We start from the raw sequence: 16,029 nt of genomic DNA, 5'->3' as shown, positions 1-16,029 counted from the left end.
ATACCGGGCTAACTTTTTTGAAATTCAATCGTACGTGGGCTTGCGGTGCAGTTTGTGCCAGTGGGCTACTGACAGTTTGAAGAAACCTACTTTTCACGACACTCCGCTATGAAATTTGCAAAAGAAATCCGCGTCGGCAACATCATCATGGTTGACAGCAAGCCCATGATCGTCCTGCGTTCCGACGTCAACGGCTCTTCCCGCACCGGCTTCACCTACAAGTGGAAGATGAAGAACCTGCTGACCAACACCCCTATGGAAAGCGTATTCCGCGGCGACGACAAGTTCGACGTCGTGGTGCTGGACAAGAAGCCGGTCACCTACTCGTACTTCGCCGACCCGCTGTTCGTCTTCATGGACGAAGAGTACAACCAGTACGAAATCGAAGGCGAGAACATGGGCGACGCCATCGGCTACCTGAAGGACGGCATGCAGTGCGAAGCCGTGTTCTACGACGGCAAGGCGATCTCGGTTGAAATGCCGACCACCATCGTGCGCAAGGTTGCCTACTCGGAGCCGGCAGTCAAGGGCAACACCTCGGGCAACGTCCTGAAGGAAGCCAAGATCGAAAACGCGATCGAAGCCAACCAGATCGTCGTGATGGTTCCGCTGTTCGTCAGCCAGGACGACGACATCGAAATCGACACCCGTACCAACGAGTACAAGAAGGTTGTCCGCGGTTAATCCCCCGCCGATGCAATAAAAAAACGCTGCCTCGTGCAGCGTTTTTTTTCGTCCCCGCCAAGCCGGCCCCAAGCCGGGCGGCGAGCGCTGCCCTACTCCTGCGGCTTGGCCTGCGCCAGATGGCGCGCCGCCTTGCCGCCTTCGCTGGCCCAGAATTCGCTATCGGCCGCCTGGATGCGGCGCGCCGAATTTTCCATATGCTGCAGGGCCGCCGCGCGCGCCGCCGCGGCGTCGCCATCGGCGATGGCCTGGGCGATGGCCGCGTGTTCGTTGCGCACCTGCTGGCTGAAGTCGCTGCGGCGCGCCTCGTTCATGCGCGCCACCCGGATGGCGGCATGCAGGAACTGGCTCAGGAACTGCACCAGCGAGGTATACAGCGGATTGTGGGCGGCATTGGAGATCGCGGCATGGAAGGCGAAGTCCTCCGGCACGCCATCCCGGCCCTCTTGCGCGGCCCGGTCGATGTCTTGCAAGGCCTGCTGGATCGCCAGGTTTTGCGCACGCGTGCGGCGTTGCGCGGCCAGCGCCGCCATTTCGCCTTCCACCCCGCGCCGCAGCTCGATCACCCGCAGCACCGCCCGGATCGAATCGCGCACGTCCTCCACCTGCATGTCGAGCCGGAACGGCGTGGCCTGGTTGGCGCCCAGCACCACCGTACCGCTGCCCCGGCGCGAACCCACCAGGCCCTCCGACTTCAGGCGCGAGATCGCCTCGCGGATCACCGTGCGGCTGACCGCGAAGCGCGCGGTCAGCTCCATCTCCGAAGGCAAGCGCGCGTCGGGCGCGAACTCGCCTGCGCGGATCTGCTGCGCCAGCACGCTGGTGACGTGGTCGGCCAACGTGCCCTTGCCTCGTTTGGAAACGGCGGCTGTGGCGGCGGCGGTAGCGGTGGAAGTCTTGGCATCGGGCTTGTTCATGGCGCGCAATGATACCGCTTTTGGCCGCATCGCCACCAAAAGTTGTATGACAACCTTCTGCTATAATCGCTGCCGATGCCCGCCGCCCGACGGCCGGCACAAGTTTCCAGACCGGGATATCCCACTCCCCACTACCAGACCAACGAGGAGAACACATGCATATCGTCATCACCGGCGGCGCCGGCTTTCTGGGCAGCCGCCTGGCGCGCCAGCTCCTGCAACGCGGCACCCTGACCGGCCGCGACGGCAAGCAACAGGAAATCAAGCGCATCACCCTGCTCGACGTGGTGCCGGCGCAAGGCTTCAACGACCCGCGCATCGAAGCCGTGACCGGCGACATCGCCGACGCCGCCGTGATCGAGCGCACGATCACCGCCGATACGCAATCGATCTTCCACCTGGCCGCCATCGTCAGCGGCCACGCCGAAGCCGACTTCGAACTGGGCATGAAGATCAACTTCGACGCCACCCGCGTCATCCTGGAACGCGCCCGCGCGCTGGGCACCAAGCCGCGCGTGGTGTTCACCAGCTCGGTGGCGGTGTTCGGCGGCGAACTGCCGGCCGTGGTGCCGGACAACACCCTGCTGATGCCGCAAAGCTCCTACGGCGCGCAAAAGGTGATGGGCGAACTGCTGGTCAACGACTACAGCCGCAAGGGCTTCATCGACGGCCGCGCGCTGCGCATGCCGACCATCTCGGTACGCCCGGGCGCGCCCAACAAGGCCGCTTCCAGCTTCGCCTCGGGCATCATCCGCGAACCGCTCAACGGCCAGCCTTCGGTCTGCCCGGTCACGCCCGACACCCGCATGTGGCTGATGTCGCCGCGCCAGGCCATCGCCAACCTGATCCACGGCCATGAAATCAATGGCGCCGACCTGGGCCTGGCCCGCTTCCTGTCGATCGACGGCCTGTGCGTGACCGTCAAGGAAATGGTCGACGCGCTGGAACAGGTCGCCGGCCGCGAAGTCGTCAAGCTGATCGAATGGAAGGAAGACGAAGCCATCAAGCGTATCGTCAACTCCTGGCCGGGCGCCTTCGAAGCCAAGCGCGCCAAGGCGCTGGGCTTTACCGCCGATGCCAATTTCGCCGACATCGTGCGTGCTCACATTGAAGATGAAGTAAAGAAATAATCGACCGCCGACCGGTCAGGCAACGCTCCGTCGCCCTGACGAAAGTCAGGGCCCAGCGTCGTTGACCGGCCATTGAGGCACAACGAAAGACACTGGATCCCGGCCTTCGCCGGGAGGACGAGATTGGGAGCCATCCACGCAGGCAAAAAAAAGCGCGGCCGCAGCCGCGCTGAAAATAACGCCTCGGAGATCAAACAGACTTCGTGGACATCCTTACTTCACCTTCCCCAGCAAGTTGTAGATGCTGGAAAAATCCAGCTTGCCCGCGCCGTTCTTGCTATGGATGTCATACAGGTTGCGCGCCGCCGCCCCGAGCGGGATCGCGCTGCCGGTGGCCAGCGCACTCTCCTCGGCCAGGCCCAGGTCCTTCAACATCAGGTCGACGCCGAAACCGCCGGCATAGTCCTTCGACGCCGGCGCGGTGTCCATCACGCCCGGGCACGGGTTATAGACTTCCAGCGTCCAGTTGCGGCCCGAGCTCTTGGACATGATCTCGGACAGCACCTTGGGGTCCATGCCGTTGGCCACGCCCAGGCGGATCGCCTCGGAGGTGCCGATCATCAGGATGCCCAGCAGCATGTTGTTGCAGACCTTGACGGTCTGGCCGCTGCCGCTCTCGCCGGCGTGGTAGATCGCCTTGCCCATTTTCTGCAAGTAAGGCTGGGCCGCTTCGAACGCCTGCTTGCTGCCGCCCACCATGAAGGTCAGGGTGCCGGCAGCGGCGCCGTTGGTGCCGCCGGAAACCGGCGCATCCAGCATGTCGAACCCTTTGGCGCCGGCCGCTGCCGCCACCTTGCGCGCCGCTTCCGGCGCGATGGTGGAGCAGTCGATCAGCAAGGCGCCGGGGCGGGCCGCGGCCAGCAAGCCCTTGTCGCCCAGGTACAGCGACTCGACGTGCTTGCTGGCCGGCAGCATGGTGATGACCACATCGGCCTTGGCCACCGCCGCCATGGAATCGGCTTCGGTCTTGCCGCCGGCGGCCACCAGCTTGTCGACGCTGGCCTTGACCAGGTCGTGGCCGCTGACCGAGAAGCCGGCCTTGACCAGGTTCTGCGCCATCGGCAAGCCCATGTTGCCCAGGCCGATGAATACAACGTTGGCGATATTGGCGCTCATGGCGGCCTCCTTACTTCAGCGAGATGGTGGTGTTGACCTGGCCGGCGGCTTCATCCGGCGCATACCAGCGCGAGGTGACGGTCTTGGTCTGGGTCCAGAAGGTCACCGCCTGCTTGCCGTTGGGACCGAGGTCGCCCAGCTTGGAGGCGCGCGAACCGGTGAAGCTGAAGTAGGCCACCGGCACGGGAATGGGCACGTTGATGCCGACCTGGCCGACGTCGATCTCGTTCTGGAACTTGCGCGCGGCATAGCCCGAGCTGGTGAAGATCGAGGTGCCGTTGCCGTTGGGGTTGGCGTTGATGAAGGCGATCGCCTCGTCCAGCGTATCGACTTCGACGATGCACATCGCCGGGCCGAAGATTTCCTGGGTGTAGATGTCCATGCTCGGCTTGACGCCGGTAAACACGGTCGGGCCGACGAAGTTGCCGTTCTCGCTGCCGGCCACCTTGAAGTTGCGGCCGTCCAGCAGCAGCTTGGCGCCCTGCTCCACGCCGCTGCCGATCAGGCGTTCGACGCGCTCCTTGGCGGCCTTGGAGACCAGCGGGCCGACATCGGCCTTGCGGTCGCTGCCGGGGCCGACCTTCATGGCCTTGGAGCGCTCGACGATCTCGGGAATCCATTCGCGGCTCTGGCCCACCAGCACCACCACCGAGTTGGCCATGCAACGCTGGCCGGCCGCGCCGAACGCCGCGCCCAGCAGGTTGTTGATGGCATGGTCCTTGGGTGCGTCGGGCAGCACGATGCAGTGGTTCTTGGCGCCCATCATGCACTGCGCGCGCTTGCCGGCTTCGCTGGCGCGACGGTAGATGTGGGTGCCGACATGGGTCGAGCCGATGAAGGAGACCGCCTTGATGTCGGGATGGTCGCAGATCATGTTGGCCACATCCGGGCCGCCATGCACCACGTTCAGCACGCCCGGCGGCAGGCCGGCCTGGTTGGCCAGCTCGACCAGGAACAGCGAAGAGGTCGGATCCTGTTCGGAAGGCTTGAGCACGAAGGTGTTGCCGCAGGCCACCGCGATCGGGAACATGAAGCAAGGCAGCATCACCGGGAAGTTGAAGGCGGTGATGCCCGCGCCCACGCCCAGCGGCTGGTAGAGGGTGTAGACGTCGACGCCGCCGGCCACGTTCTCGGCCATCTCGCCCAGTTGCAGCGAGGTGATCGAGCAGGCGTGCTCCACCACTTCCAGGCCGCGCATGACTTCGCCTTCGGCGTCGGGCAGGGTCTTGCCGTGCTCGCGGGTGATCAGCTCGGCCAGCGGGGCGATGTTGTCGCGCAGCAGCTGCTGGAACTTGAGCATGATGCGCATGCGCTGCGCCAGCGAGGTGTTGCGCCAGGTCTTGAAGGTTTCCTTGGCGTTGGCGACGGCGCGGTCGACTTCTTCCCTGGTGGCGAACGGCACGCGCGCCACCACTTCCTGCGTTGCAGGGTTGAGCACGTCGCGCCACTCCTTGGAAGTCGACTGCACCTTCTCGCCGTTGAGATAAAGGGGAACGTTGGGGATGTTGGCTTGGCTCATGATGCGGTTTCCATAGATAAGAAAGAAAAACCGGGGCGGCGCGGCAATGAGGGGGGCGCCACCCCGGCAGGAAAAACTGTTACTTGACCAGCGGGCAAGCCGCGTCCATCGGACGGAAAGCCTGCTGCGCCGGAATCACCGACAGCAACTTCAGGTAGTCCCACGCCGCCTTGGATTCGGCCGGCGACTTCACCTGGTACAGGTACATGTCGTGGATCACGCGGCCATCGGGGCGGATCGAGGCATTGCGCATGACCACGTCGGAGATCGGGATCTCGCGCATCTTTTGCGACACCACTTTCCAGTCGGCGGTCTTGGCGGCGGCGCGCGCTTTCAGGAAGTGATAGACGCTGGAATACACGCCGGCCTGCACCATGGTCGGCTTGTTGTTCTTGAACTGGGTCTCGAAGCGCTTGGAGAAGGCGCGCGTCTGCTCGTCGTAGTCCCAGTAAAAGCCGTCGGTATAGACCAGGCCCTGGGCCGCTTCCAAGCCCAGCGCATGGACATCGGACAGGAACACCAGCAATGCCACCAGGCGCTGGTCCTTGCCGCCCACCGCGAACGAGCGCGCCTGCTTGATGGCGTTGACCACGTCGGTGCCGCCGTCGGCCAGGCCGATCACCTGCGCCTTGGAAGCCTGCGCCTGCAACAGGAAGGACGAGAAATCCGAAGCATTGAGCGGATGGCGCACCGAACCCACCACGGTGCCGCCGTTGGCCTTGACCACGTCGGAGGCGTCCTTCTCCAGCGAATGGCCGAAGGCGTAGTCCACCGTGACGAAGTACCAGGACTTGTTGCCCAGCTTGGTCAGCGCAGCCGCCGCGCCGGCCGCCTGCGAGTAGGTGTCGAACATCCAGTGGAAACCGTTGGTCGCGCATTCGGCGGTGGTCAGGGCGCCGGTGGCCGGGCCGCTGTACATGGCGATGCCGCCCTTTTCCTTGACCAGCTTCTGCACCGCCAGCGCCACCGAGGAGTTGGTCAGGTCGGCGATGGCTTCGACCTTGTCGCGGTCCAGCCATTCGCGGGCGCGGGTCACGCCTACGTCTGGCTTGTTCTGGTTGTCGGCCGCCAGGATGTCGATCTTCATCCCCTTGCATTCGGCCTTGAGGCAGTCTTCCACCGCCATCTTGGCGGCCACTACCGAGCCCTGGCCGCCCATGGCGGAATACGGGCCGGACATGTCGGTCAGGATGCCGATCTTGACGGTGTTGGCGTCTTGCGCCGCGGCCGGGACAGACACCCCGAGCAGGGAAATCGCACAGGCAACTGCTGCGGCCATGACAGAACGGCCCAATACGTTCTTACGCATTTTGTCTCCTTGATGTTGTCGTTTTTATCGGCTGCGCCTGGCGTTGCATGGACGCCGGGTCGTGCCGTACTCCTCCTTGCCGATGGAAAGCCGGCTTCCTCATCAGCAAGCCCTATTCTGCATGTGCGTTAATATCGATACAATAAACATAAATCCAAAATGCTTTTGCATCAGTGCACAACACAATGGCCAAACCAATAACGACGCAAGCCATACCAGGAGACCGCATGCTGGACTGGGACAACCTCAGGATCTTCCTCGAACTCACGCGCAGCCAGGGGCTGGTGGATGCCGCCAAGAAGCTGGGCATCGACCATTCGACCGTGTCGCGCCGCATGAAGCGCTTCGAGGAACAGGTCGGCAGCCAATTGTTCGACCGCAACAACCACGGCTACAAGCTGACCGCCGAAGGCTATCGGCTGGTGGAATATGCCGAAAAGATAGAAAGCACCGTCTACGCCGCCGCCGAAGAGCTGGGCGGGCACAACAGCAAGCTCTCGGGCCAGGTGCGGCTGGGCGCCACCGAAGGCTTCGGCACCTTTGTGCTGGCGCCGCATATCGCCCATTTCTGCGCGCGCAACCCGCACATCACGGTGGACATGCTGCCGATGCCGCGCTTCGTCAACCTGTCCAAGCATGAGGCCGACATCAGCGTCTCCATCGAGCGCCCGCTGTCCGGCAATTACGTGGTCACCAAACTGTCCGACTATGTGCTGAAGCTGTACGCCACCCGCGATTACCTGCAGCAGCATGCACCGATTGCCAGCATTGCCGACTTGGAGCGGCACAACTTCATCGGTTACATTGACGATCTGGTGTTCAGCGAGGAATTGCGCTACAAGGACACGGTCGCCCCCGATTCCTTCCGCGCCTTCCGCAGCACCAGCGTGGTGGCGCAATATACCGCCGCCTGCGCTGGCCGCTCGCTGGCCATCCTGCCCTGCTTCCTGGCCCAGCAGTCGGAACAGCTGGTGCCGGTGCTGGAGCGCGAGATTGCCATCACCCGTACCTTCTGGCTGGTAGCATCGGCCGAACAGCGGCATGTGGCGCGCGTCTCGGCCTTGTGGCGCTACCTGCGCGAATGCGTGGAAATGAACCGGGATTTTTTGATGGGCGACTCGCGTCAGATGCGGTGGCTGTCCTGAACGACAACCGCCCCGAATTGGTTTTCCCACCGGCCCGGGAGCTTGCGCAGGCTCGGCAACCGGCCTTCACCCCTTCCCCTTTCAGGAGATGAACATGGCAGCGAAGAAAATCCTGTTGTTGACCGGCGATTTTGCCGAGGACTACGAAACCATGGTGCCCTTCCAGGCGCTGCAGATGGTCGGCCACACCGTACATGCGGTATGCCCCGGCAAGAAGGCCGGCGACAAGGTCAAGACCGCCATCCACGATTTCGAGGGCGACCAGACCTATTCCGAAAAGCCAGGCCACAACTTCGCCCTCAACGCCAGCTTCGACGAAGTCAGCGCGGCCGGCTACGACGCCCTGGTGGTGGCCGGCGGCCGCGCGCCGGAATACCTGCGCCTGAACCCGAAGGTGATCGAACTGGTGCAAGCCTTCGCCAAATCAAACAAACCCATCGCCGCCGTCTGCCACGGCCCGCAGGTGCTGGCCGCCGCCGGCGTGCTGGAAGGCAAGAAAGTGTCGGCCTACCCGGCCTGCGCGCCGGAAGTGAAGCTGGCCGGCGGCCAGTTCGCCGACATCGCCGTGGATGCCGCGGTGACCGACGGCAACCTGGTGACCGCCCCCGCCTGGCCGGCGCATCCGGCATGGCTGGCGCAGTTCCTCAAGGTGCTGGGCACCAAGATCGAGCTCTGATCGGCCGTCCCTGACCTGAAAAGCGCATCCCGGCGGATGCGCTTTTTTGTTGGCATATGGCGCATCCAAGGCAATTTCCCTGCGCCCGTCTTAGAATCCTGTGGCCGGCGGCAAAAAACATCGCGCCGGCCACAATATTCCCGCCGCCGATCCGTCTTCCCGGCATGCAGTCGATTTCCAACCACCAAGCGATGAACGACAAAGACAGCGAGATCACCGCCACCGTGCTGCGCGAGCGCACGCGGCTGGGCGGGTTCATCCGCCGTCGGGTCGCCGACGCCGGCGAAGCCGAGGACATCCTCCAGGATGTGTTCCACGAGTTCGTCCAGGCCTATCGTTTGCCCGAGCCGATCGAGCAGGTCAGCGCATGGCTGTTCCGGGTGGCGCGCAACCGCATCATCGACCGCTTCCGCAAGAAGAAGGAAGCGCCGCTGGCCGACGCCGGCGAGGCGGAGGATGTCGATGCCGCCGACAGCGCGTGGCGGCTGGACCTGGTCTTGCCGGATAACAGCGATGGCCCGGAAGCGGCGTATGCCCGCTCGGTGCTGCTGGAAACCCTGCAACAGGCGCTCGACGAGCTGCCTGAAAAACAACGCGAAGTGTTCGTCGCGCATGAGCTCGACGGCATCAGCTTCAAGGAAATGGCGGCCGCAAGCGGCACCAGCCTTAACACTTTGCTGGCGCGCAAGCGCTATGCGGTCTTGCATCTGCGCGAGCGGCTGCAGGCAATTTATGATGAATTGGAGATGTGATGGATCAGGATCGGATCGGGCCCCCGCGCCGTTTCAGGATGGGTTGGCTGGGCAAGCTGTGCGGCCTGGCGCTATGCGTTGTCGTCCTGGGCGGCGCCGTGATGCTGCTGTGGAACTGGGTGGTGCCGCCCATCTTCCCGGGCGCCGCCGAGATCGGTTTCTGGCGCGCGCTGGGATTGCTGGTGCTGTGCCGCATCCTGTTCGGCGGTTTTCGCGGCCGCCACGGCTGGCATGAAAAGAAACGCCGCATGCGCGCACGCTGGCAGGCCATGACGCCGGAAGAACGCGAACGGCTGGAATCGCGCTTCTGCATGTTCGGCCGCCACCGCAGGGGCGAATGAACATGCACGCCGCATTTCCGATGCAGGCGGCCAATTGCAAGCAGCCGCCCGGCATCATCGTGCCGCAGGTCAACCTGAAGCGTTGCGAAGGCAAGGCCGATTGCGTGCCGGTATGCCCGGAGAACGTGTTCGAGGTGCGCCGCATCGATGCTGCCGACTTCAGCGCGCTCGGCCTCATCCACCGCCTGAAACTGCGGGTGCACGGCATGCAAGTGGCCTACACGCCCAATGCCGATGCCTGCCGCGCCTGCGGCCTGTGCGTCAAGGCTTGCCCGGAACATGCCATCACGCTGATACGGCGCTGAACGGCATCCCCAGTGAGCCCCCTCGCCCCCCTCATCCTGACCGGAGGAAGCATGCTTGAGCCTCAACCTGCGCGCCGCCCGCGCATTGTCGTCGCCGGCGCCAACAGCCCGACCGGCCGCCTGCTGCTGTTGCTGCTGCGCGATTCGGGCGCCCATGCCACCGCGCTGGTGCGCACGCCGGCCGCGCTGGTGGCCGACGAGGTCGTTTCCGACTGGGCCTGCAATCCGCGCAGCGCCGACGCCATCGCCGCGGCCGATGCGGTGGTGCTGCTGGCCGGGGTATTCGGGGCCGATGACTGGAACGCCTATGAAAGCGGCATGGTCGGCACTGCCCGGCGCATCGCACAGGCGGTCGGCGCACGCGGCACGCGGGTGGTGTATTTCTCGTCGCTGCTGGCCGATGCCGCCTCCGACAACTGGTATCTCAAGGCCAAAGGCATGGCCGAACAGGTGCTGCAGCAATTGTCCGGCAGCGTGATCTTCCGCCTGGGCCCGGTGGTGCGCGGCAGTCCGCAGCCGCTGCCCTTCGAACAGGCCTTGCTGCAACAGGCGCCGGATGCGCCGGTGGTGCTGTACGGCGACGAAGAGCGCACCAGCCGCCCGATCAACCTGGGCGATGTCGCCACGGTGGCAGAATCGGCGGCGCTGGGCGCGGGAAAACCCGGCATCTATGAATTGGGCGGCCCGGAAGAGCACAGCCTGGCGCAATTGGCGAAGCTGGCCAACGGCGCCGAAGTGGCCATCCGCACGGCGTCGTTGCAGACGCTGGCCAGCTCATCCCTGCAATGCACCGTGCGCGACCTGCTGGCGCGCATCGCCGCTCCGCGCGACGCGCAGGCGCTGGCGGCCACCGCTGCCGAATTCGGTTTGCGGCTCACGCCGCTGTCGCTGGCCTGGCCGCTGGATGCGGCCGAAGCCTAGGGCCTGCTCTTTCTCAGCTTTTCCGCTTTTCTCAGCGCTTGATGGCCCAGGCCGGACTGCCCTTTTCCAGGAAGGCGCGCAAGCCCTCTTTCCCCTCATCGGAAGCCCGCAAGTCGGCGATCACGCCGGCGGTGTATTGCGCCAGCTCAGGCGAGACCTTCAGCGGATTGGCCACCTGCGCCAGTTGCTTGGCCGCACGCATGGCTTGCGGGCCATTGCCCAGCAAGACATCGAGGGTATGCTCGACCTTGGCGTCGAGCTCGGCGGCCAGCACCACCTCATGCACCAGGCCGATGGCGGCCGCGCGGATGGCCGAGAAGCGTTCTCCCGATACAAAGTAGCGGCGCGCCTGCGACACGCCCATCTTGGCTACCACATACGGGCTGATGGCCGCCGGCGCCAGTCCGAGCTTGACTTCGGACAGCGCGAAGAAGGCCTCTTCGGAGGCAATCACGATATCGCAGCACGACACCAGTCCCACGCCCCCGCCCATCACCGCCCCTTGCACCTTGGCCACGGTGGGCGCGGGAAAGCTGTTGAGGGTTTCCATCAGCAGCGCCAGGTTGCGCGCATCGCGCAGGTTGTCCTCGCGCGAGGCGTCGGCCATGCGCCGCATCCATGCCAGGTCGGCGCCGGCGGAAAAAGACTTGCCGGTCGAGGCCAGCAACAATACCCGGGTACGCGCATCTTCCTTCGCCTGACCGATCAAGGCGATCAAGTGCGCGATCAGCTTGTCGTCGAAGGCGTTGTGGACATCGGGGCGGTTCAGCGTGATGGTGGCGATGCCGTGGTTGTCGATGGCGAGATTGGCTGCTTCTGTCATTTGCGCTCCTGGTTCTTGTTGCGCCGCTTGTGGAGGGGCGTGAAGTGTTATGCAGGATAGCGCAAAAATTGTGGGGAGAATGTTGGGCCGGCGACAGTGGTGTGAGGGCAAAAAAATAGCCCGCGATGCGGGCTTGTCTTTCATAGCTCACACATCGTGTGGACTATTTTTTACTGGCGTCCCCACGGGGATTCGAACCCCGGTACTCACCGTGAAAGGGTGATGTCCTAGGCCTCTAGACGATGGGGACATTCCGGTACTGCATTTTTTCTTCAATCAAGCTTCGCTTGAAATATCACCGCCAAACTGCTGCGGGTCGCTGGTGGAGGTAAGCGGGATCGAACCGCTGACCTCTTGCATGCCATGCAAGCGCTCTCCCAGCTGAGCTATACCCCCGGCGAAGTAAAAAGCCCGCTGGGTGCGGGCTCCTACTATTCTGATGTCCTCACGCGATGTACTCAGTACATCGCTAGGCACCTAATAACTCACACATCGGTGGGCTATTTTTTTACCTGGCGTCCCCACGGGGATTCGCCTACATTCTGCAGGCCGCGGATTCGCTTGCAAGCGAATCCCTTCGAATCCCCACGCGATGTACTCAGTACATCGCTAGGCACCTAATAGCTCACACATCGGCGGACTATTTTTTTACCTGGCGTCCCCACGGGGATTCGAACCCCGGTACTCACCGTGAAAGGGTGATGTCCTAGGCCTCTAGACGATGGGGACATACACTGCTAATTATCTGCGTTGCCATGAGTGACAACGATTGCAACGCCGATATGAAATCTGGCGTCCCCACGGGGATTCGAACCCCGGTACTCACCGTGAAAGGGTGATGTCCTAGGCCTCTAGACGATGGGGACATTCCGGTACTGCATTTTTCTTCAATCAAGCTTCGCTTGAAATATCACCGCCAAACTGCTGCGGGTCGCTGGTGGAGGTAAGCGGGATCGAACCGCTGACCTCTTGCATGCCATGCAAGCGCTCTCCCAGCTGAGCTATACCCCCTTGCGAAGAAGCGAGATTATGCAATACCTGTTTTCAAAAGACAATATCTTTTTAAAAAATAGGCCAATAGTTTATCTTTTAGGCCTCAAAAATAGCCGTTCAGGCGCGCCAGCACCGTTTCCCGGCCGAATAGCTGCAGCACGGCATCGATCGCCGGCGTCTGCAACTGCCCGGCCACGATCAGGCGCAGCGGCATGGCCAGCTGCGGCATCTTCAGCTTGTGCGCGGCCAGCACTTCCTTGATCATCGGCGCGATCGCTTCCTTGGTCCACTCGACGGTGGCGCAACGCTGTGCAAATTCGGCCAGCGCCGGCTTGATGGCGTCGGTGATGTGCTGCTCGACCAGCGCCGCTTCCGGCGCCGGCTGGCGGTAGAACATCAGGGCCGCGGCCGCGATCTCGTTGACGGTATTGGCGCGGTCTTTCAGCAATCCGATCACCGCTTCCAGGTCGGGCGCGCCGTCGAAGGAGGCTCCGTCCTTTTCCAGCAGCGGCCGCGCCAGCGTTGCCAGGCGCGCGTTGTCGGCCAGCTTGATGTAGTGGTTGTTGAGCCAGTTCAGCTTTTCCGGGTTGAACTGCGCCGGCGCCTTGGTCAGGTGATCCAGGTCGAACCATTCGCAGAACTGCTGCATCGAGAAGATCTCGTCGTCGCCGTGGCTCCAGCCCAGGCGGGCCAGATAGTTCAGCATCGCTTCCGGCAGGTAGCCTTGCGCTGGATAGTCCATCACGCTGACCGCGCCGTGGCGCTTGGACAGCTTCTCGCCATCGGCGCCCAGGATCATCGGCACGTGGCCGTATTCCGGCAGCGTGCCGCCCAGCGCCTTCAAGATGTTGATCTGGCGCGGGGTGTTGTTGACGTGGTCGTCGCCGCGAATGACGTGGGTGATCTTCATGTCCCAGTCGTCCACCACCACGCAGAAGTTATAGGTCGGGGTGCCGTCCGGGCGGGCGATGACCAGGTCGTCCATTTCGCGGTTGGAAATCGTGATCGGGCCCTTGACCACGTCGTTCCAGGTGACCTCGCCATCGAGCGGGTTCTTGAAACGCACCACCGGCTTGCGGCCTTCGGGGATGGCCGGCAGGGTCTTGCCCGGCTCCGGGCGCCAGGTGCCATCGTAGCGCGGCTTTTCGCCGGCGGCGCGCTGGCGCTCGCGCATGGCTTCGACTTCTTCCGGCGAGCAATAGCAGTAATAGGCGCTGCCCTGCTCCAGCATCTGCGCCACCACCTCGCGGTAGCGATCCATGCGCTTCATCTGGTAGAACGGGCCTTCGTCATGCGCCAGGCCGAGCCATTGCATACCTTCGATGATGGCCTGCACCGCTTCCGGGGTCGAACGCTCCAGGTCGGTGTCTTCGATGCGCAGCACGAAGGTGCCGCCGAAACGGCGGGCATAGGCCCACGAAAACAGCGCGGTGCGGGCGCCGCCCAGGTGCAGGTAGCCGGTGGGGCTGGGCGCGAAACGGGTACGGACAGTAGTTGCGGTCATGATCGGAAGGTAAAAACCAAAACGGCCTTGGCACGCCAAAGCCGTCGAACGGTAAAAGGTGGTCAATCGGAAAAGCGGTATTTTACCGCCTTTGAAGGCGGCCACGCCATGCCGGCCGGGCCGCCCGGATGCAGCCGAACCTGCCCGCGCTCACTTGACCGTGATACTGATGGTCTTGGCCATGGCCGGCCCATAGGACTGGTGTGCGCCGTTGGCGAACTGGGCGGTCAGCTTGTATTGGCCGGGCGGCAGCGTCACGTCGGCCTCGGTCTGGCCCTTGCCGTAGTGCAAATGGGTATCGTCCATGGGAATGGCTTCGCCCTCCTTGATCGGCCCGTGATTGATCAGCAGATGATGATGGCCGGTGCCTTCGATGATTTCGTTGGCGGGATGCACGGTCATTCCGGTGACGCCGAACTTCACCTTGAACGGGCTGGAAACGGTGGCGCCATCCTTGGGCTCAAGGATGGACACCGATTTGTCGGCGGCATGCGCGGCTGACGACAGCAAGCCGGCCATGAGCAGCGCAGCCGCAAATGCGTTCTTGAGCAGGCGTGGATGGCGATGGGTAATCATGGGCAATCTCCTTTTCATTTTCAAATGGATGGAACAACGTTTCCCTCCCATGGCCCGCACCGCCGTCTTGCCATCCGTCGTATCAGTCGTTCTGGATCACGATGCTGGGGAACTTGCTGGTCATGTCACGGGCCTTCTCGGCCACTTTGACCGCGACACGGCGCGCAATGTTCTTGTAAATTTCCGCCACCTTGCCGTCCGGGTCGGCCACCACGGTCGGCGTGCCGGAATCGGTCTGCTGGCGGATCTCCATGGTCAGCGGCAAGGCGCCCAGGAAATCGACGCCGAAATCGGCGCACATCCGCTCGCCGCCGCCCACGCCGAAGATCGGCTCGGCATGGCCGCAGTTGGAACACACGTGCATGCTCATGTTCTCGACGATGCCCAGGATCGGGATGCCGACCTTCTCGAACATGCGCAAGCCCTTGCGCGCGTCCAGCAGCGCGATGTCCTGCGGCGTGGTGACGATCACCGCGCCGGTCACCGGCACCTTTTGCGACAGGGTCAGCTGCACGTCGCCGGTGCCGGGCGGCATGTCGACGATGAGGTAATCCAGCTCGCGCCAGTTGGTCTGGTCCAGCAACTGCTGCAGCGCCTGGGTGACGATCGGGCCGCGCCACACCATCGGCTCGTCGGGATCGATCATGAAACCGATCGAGGAAACCTGCAGGCCATGGTTCTCCAGCGGCTCCATGGTCTTGCCGTCCTTGGTTTCCGGCTGGCCGGAAATGCCCATCATCATCGGCTGCGAGGGGCCGTAGATGTCGGCGTCCAGGATGCCGACCTGCGCGCCCTCGGCCGCCAGCGCCAGCGCCAGGTTGACCGCGGTGGTGGATTTGCCCACGCCGCCCTTGCCGGAGGCCACGGCGATGATGTTCTTGACGTTGCTCTTCAGCTTGATGCCGCGCTGCACCGCATGGGCGACGATCTTGAAATAGACGTTGGCCTCGACCCCGGCCACGCCCGGCAGCTTGCCCAGCGCATCGGCCACCAGTTGGCGGATCGGCTCGACCTGGCTCCTGGCCGGATAGCCCAGCTCCACGTCCAGCAGCACGCGGCCGCCCTCGACGCGGATGTTCTTGGCTTCCTTGCCGCTGATGAGGTCGCGCCCGGTGTTGGGATCGATCACCTGCAACAGGGCCGCCTTGACTTCTTCCACGGTGATGCTCATTGATTCTCCTTCATGAATGCCGCAAGTCTAAACCAATCGGCCCCGGGACGCCTTGCCCCCGGCCCGCCAAACCGGCGATTCCCATTTCCAAAGAAGCAACTTCTGCGCTCATGGCGCCGCGGCTGATAGAATGGTCGTTTTTCCCCT

Annotated in this window: 16 protein-coding genes and 5 tRNA genes; 8 read left to right on the top strand and 13 right to left on the bottom strand. The window is 63.5% G+C overall.

Features of this window, described 5'->3' with window-relative positions:
• Positions 1 to 108: 108 nt before the first annotated feature.
• Positions 109 to 684, top strand: coding sequence for an elongation factor P (locus tag FB598_RS10305; protein ID WP_141914761.1), 576 nt, complete (start codon positions 109 to 111; stop codon positions 682 to 684).
• Between the two features lie 92 nt (positions 685 to 776).
• Here FB598_RS10305 and FB598_RS10300 read toward each other — a convergent pair whose 3' ends face one another.
• Positions 777 to 1,601, bottom strand: a complete 825-nt coding sequence (locus FB598_RS10300; RefSeq protein ID WP_141914762.1) for a FadR/GntR family transcriptional regulator — start codon at positions 1,599 to 1,601, stop codon at positions 777 to 779.
• A gap of 155 nt (positions 1,602 to 1,756) precedes the next feature.
• Here FB598_RS10300 and denD point away from each other — a divergent pair, with 155 nt between their 5' ends.
• A complete protein-coding gene (gene denD / locus FB598_RS10295; protein WP_141914763.1) occupies positions 1,757 to 2,731 on the top strand; it encodes a D-erythronate dehydrogenase in 975 nt (324 codons plus the stop codon).
• 213 nt (positions 2,732 to 2,944) lie between these two features.
• On the opposite strand, the gene mmsB is transcribed toward denD, so the two are convergent.
• The 3 genes from mmsB to FB598_RS10280 form a co-directional block, all read right to left on the bottom strand.
• Positions 2,945 to 3,847: a 3-hydroxyisobutyrate dehydrogenase gene (gene mmsB / locus FB598_RS10290; RefSeq protein WP_141914764.1), complete on the bottom strand. Its 903-nt coding sequence runs from the start codon at positions 3,845 to 3,847 to the stop codon at positions 2,945 to 2,947.
• A 10-nt stretch (positions 3,848 to 3,857) separates the two neighbouring features.
• The gene (locus tag FB598_RS10285) at positions 3,858 to 5,366 is read right to left on the bottom strand and encodes a CoA-acylating methylmalonate-semialdehyde dehydrogenase (RefSeq protein ID WP_141914765.1); all 1,509 of its coding nucleotides are present in this window, start codon (positions 5,364 to 5,366) and stop codon (positions 3,858 to 3,860) included.
• 79 nt (positions 5,367 to 5,445) lie between these two features.
• A complete protein-coding gene (locus tag FB598_RS10280; protein ID WP_141914766.1) occupies positions 5,446 to 6,675 on the bottom strand; it encodes an ABC transporter substrate-binding protein in 1,230 nt (409 codons plus the stop codon).
• 227 nt (positions 6,676 to 6,902) lie between these two features.
• On the opposite strand from FB598_RS10280, the gene FB598_RS10275 reads away from it, so the two are divergent.
• The 6 genes from FB598_RS10275 to FB598_RS10250 all read left to right on the top strand — a co-directional run bounded on the left by FB598_RS10275 (position 6,903) and on the right by FB598_RS10250 (position 10,815).
• Positions 6,903 to 7,820 (top strand): LysR family transcriptional regulator, encoded by a 918-nt coding sequence (locus tag FB598_RS10275; RefSeq protein ID WP_141914767.1) that lies wholly within the window; start codon positions 6,903 to 6,905, stop codon positions 7,818 to 7,820.
• A 94-nt stretch (positions 7,821 to 7,914) separates the two neighbouring features.
• The gene (locus FB598_RS10270) at positions 7,915 to 8,496 is read left to right on the top strand and encodes a DJ-1/PfpI family protein (protein ID WP_141914768.1); all 582 of its coding nucleotides are present in this window, start codon (positions 7,915 to 7,917) and stop codon (positions 8,494 to 8,496) included.
• 191 nt (positions 8,497 to 8,687) lie between these two features.
• Positions 8,688 to 9,248: an RNA polymerase sigma factor gene (locus FB598_RS10265; protein WP_141914769.1), complete on the top strand. Its 561-nt coding sequence runs from the start codon at positions 8,688 to 8,690 to the stop codon at positions 9,246 to 9,248.
• Positions 9,248 to 9,589, top strand: coding sequence for a hypothetical protein (locus tag FB598_RS10260; RefSeq protein ID WP_370454707.1), 342 nt, complete (start codon positions 9,248 to 9,250; stop codon positions 9,587 to 9,589). The genes FB598_RS10265 and FB598_RS10260 overlap by 1 nt, the downstream gene beginning before the upstream one ends.
• 2 nt (positions 9,590 to 9,591) lie before the next feature.
• Entirely contained in the window at positions 9,592 to 9,894 is a 303-nt protein-coding gene (locus FB598_RS10255) for a 4Fe-4S binding protein (RefSeq protein WP_255463900.1), read from the top strand.
• Between the two features lie 51 nt (positions 9,895 to 9,945).
• The gene (locus tag FB598_RS10250; RefSeq protein ID WP_141914770.1) at positions 9,946 to 10,815 is read left to right on the top strand and encodes an SDR family oxidoreductase; all 870 of its coding nucleotides are present in this window, start codon (positions 9,946 to 9,948) and stop codon (positions 10,813 to 10,815) included.
• 31 nt (positions 10,816 to 10,846) lie between these two features.
• Here the strand turns inward: FB598_RS10250 and FB598_RS10245 are convergent, their stop codons facing one another.
• The 9 genes from FB598_RS10245 to apbC all read right to left on the bottom strand — a co-directional run bounded on the left by FB598_RS10245 (position 10,847) and on the right by apbC (position 15,882).
• The gene (locus tag FB598_RS10245) at positions 10,847 to 11,638 is read right to left on the bottom strand and encodes an enoyl-CoA hydratase-related protein (protein WP_141914771.1); all 792 of its coding nucleotides are present in this window, start codon (positions 11,636 to 11,638) and stop codon (positions 10,847 to 10,849) included.
• Between the two features lie 174 nt (positions 11,639 to 11,812).
• Positions 11,813 to 11,888: transfer RNA gene (locus FB598_RS10240), tRNA-Glu, on the bottom strand.
• A gap of 70 nt (positions 11,889 to 11,958) precedes the next feature.
• Positions 11,959 to 12,034, bottom strand: a tRNA-Ala gene (locus FB598_RS10235).
• A 257-nt stretch (positions 12,035 to 12,291) separates the two neighbouring features.
• Positions 12,292 to 12,367, bottom strand: a tRNA-Glu gene (locus FB598_RS10230).
• 61 nt (positions 12,368 to 12,428) lie between these two features.
• A tRNA-Glu gene (locus FB598_RS10225) sits at positions 12,429 to 12,504 on the bottom strand.
• A 69-nt stretch (positions 12,505 to 12,573) separates the two neighbouring features.
• A tRNA-Ala gene (locus FB598_RS10220) sits at positions 12,574 to 12,649 on the bottom strand.
• Positions 12,650 to 12,734: 85 nt separating this feature from the next.
• A complete protein-coding gene (gltX, locus tag FB598_RS10215; RefSeq protein ID WP_141914772.1) occupies positions 12,735 to 14,135 on the bottom strand; it encodes a glutamate--tRNA ligase in 1,401 nt (466 codons plus the stop codon).
• A gap of 150 nt (positions 14,136 to 14,285) precedes the next feature.
• Positions 14,286 to 14,711, bottom strand: a complete 426-nt coding sequence (locus tag FB598_RS10210) for a DUF4399 domain-containing protein (protein WP_183405746.1) — start codon at positions 14,709 to 14,711, stop codon at positions 14,286 to 14,288.
• A gap of 82 nt (positions 14,712 to 14,793) precedes the next feature.
• A complete protein-coding gene (apbC, locus tag FB598_RS10205; RefSeq protein WP_141914773.1) occupies positions 14,794 to 15,882 on the bottom strand; it encodes an iron-sulfur cluster carrier protein ApbC in 1,089 nt (362 codons plus the stop codon).
• Between the last annotated feature and the right edge of the window lie 147 nt (positions 15,883 to 16,029).

Source organism: Herbaspirillum sp. SJZ106, assembly GCF_006715495.1.
In the GTDB taxonomy this organism is placed as follows: domain Bacteria; phylum Pseudomonadota; class Gammaproteobacteria; order Burkholderiales; family Burkholderiaceae_D; genus Herbaspirillum.
Note: the sequence above shows the minus strand (reverse complement) of the source record. Positions and strands in the feature narration are given on the sequence as shown.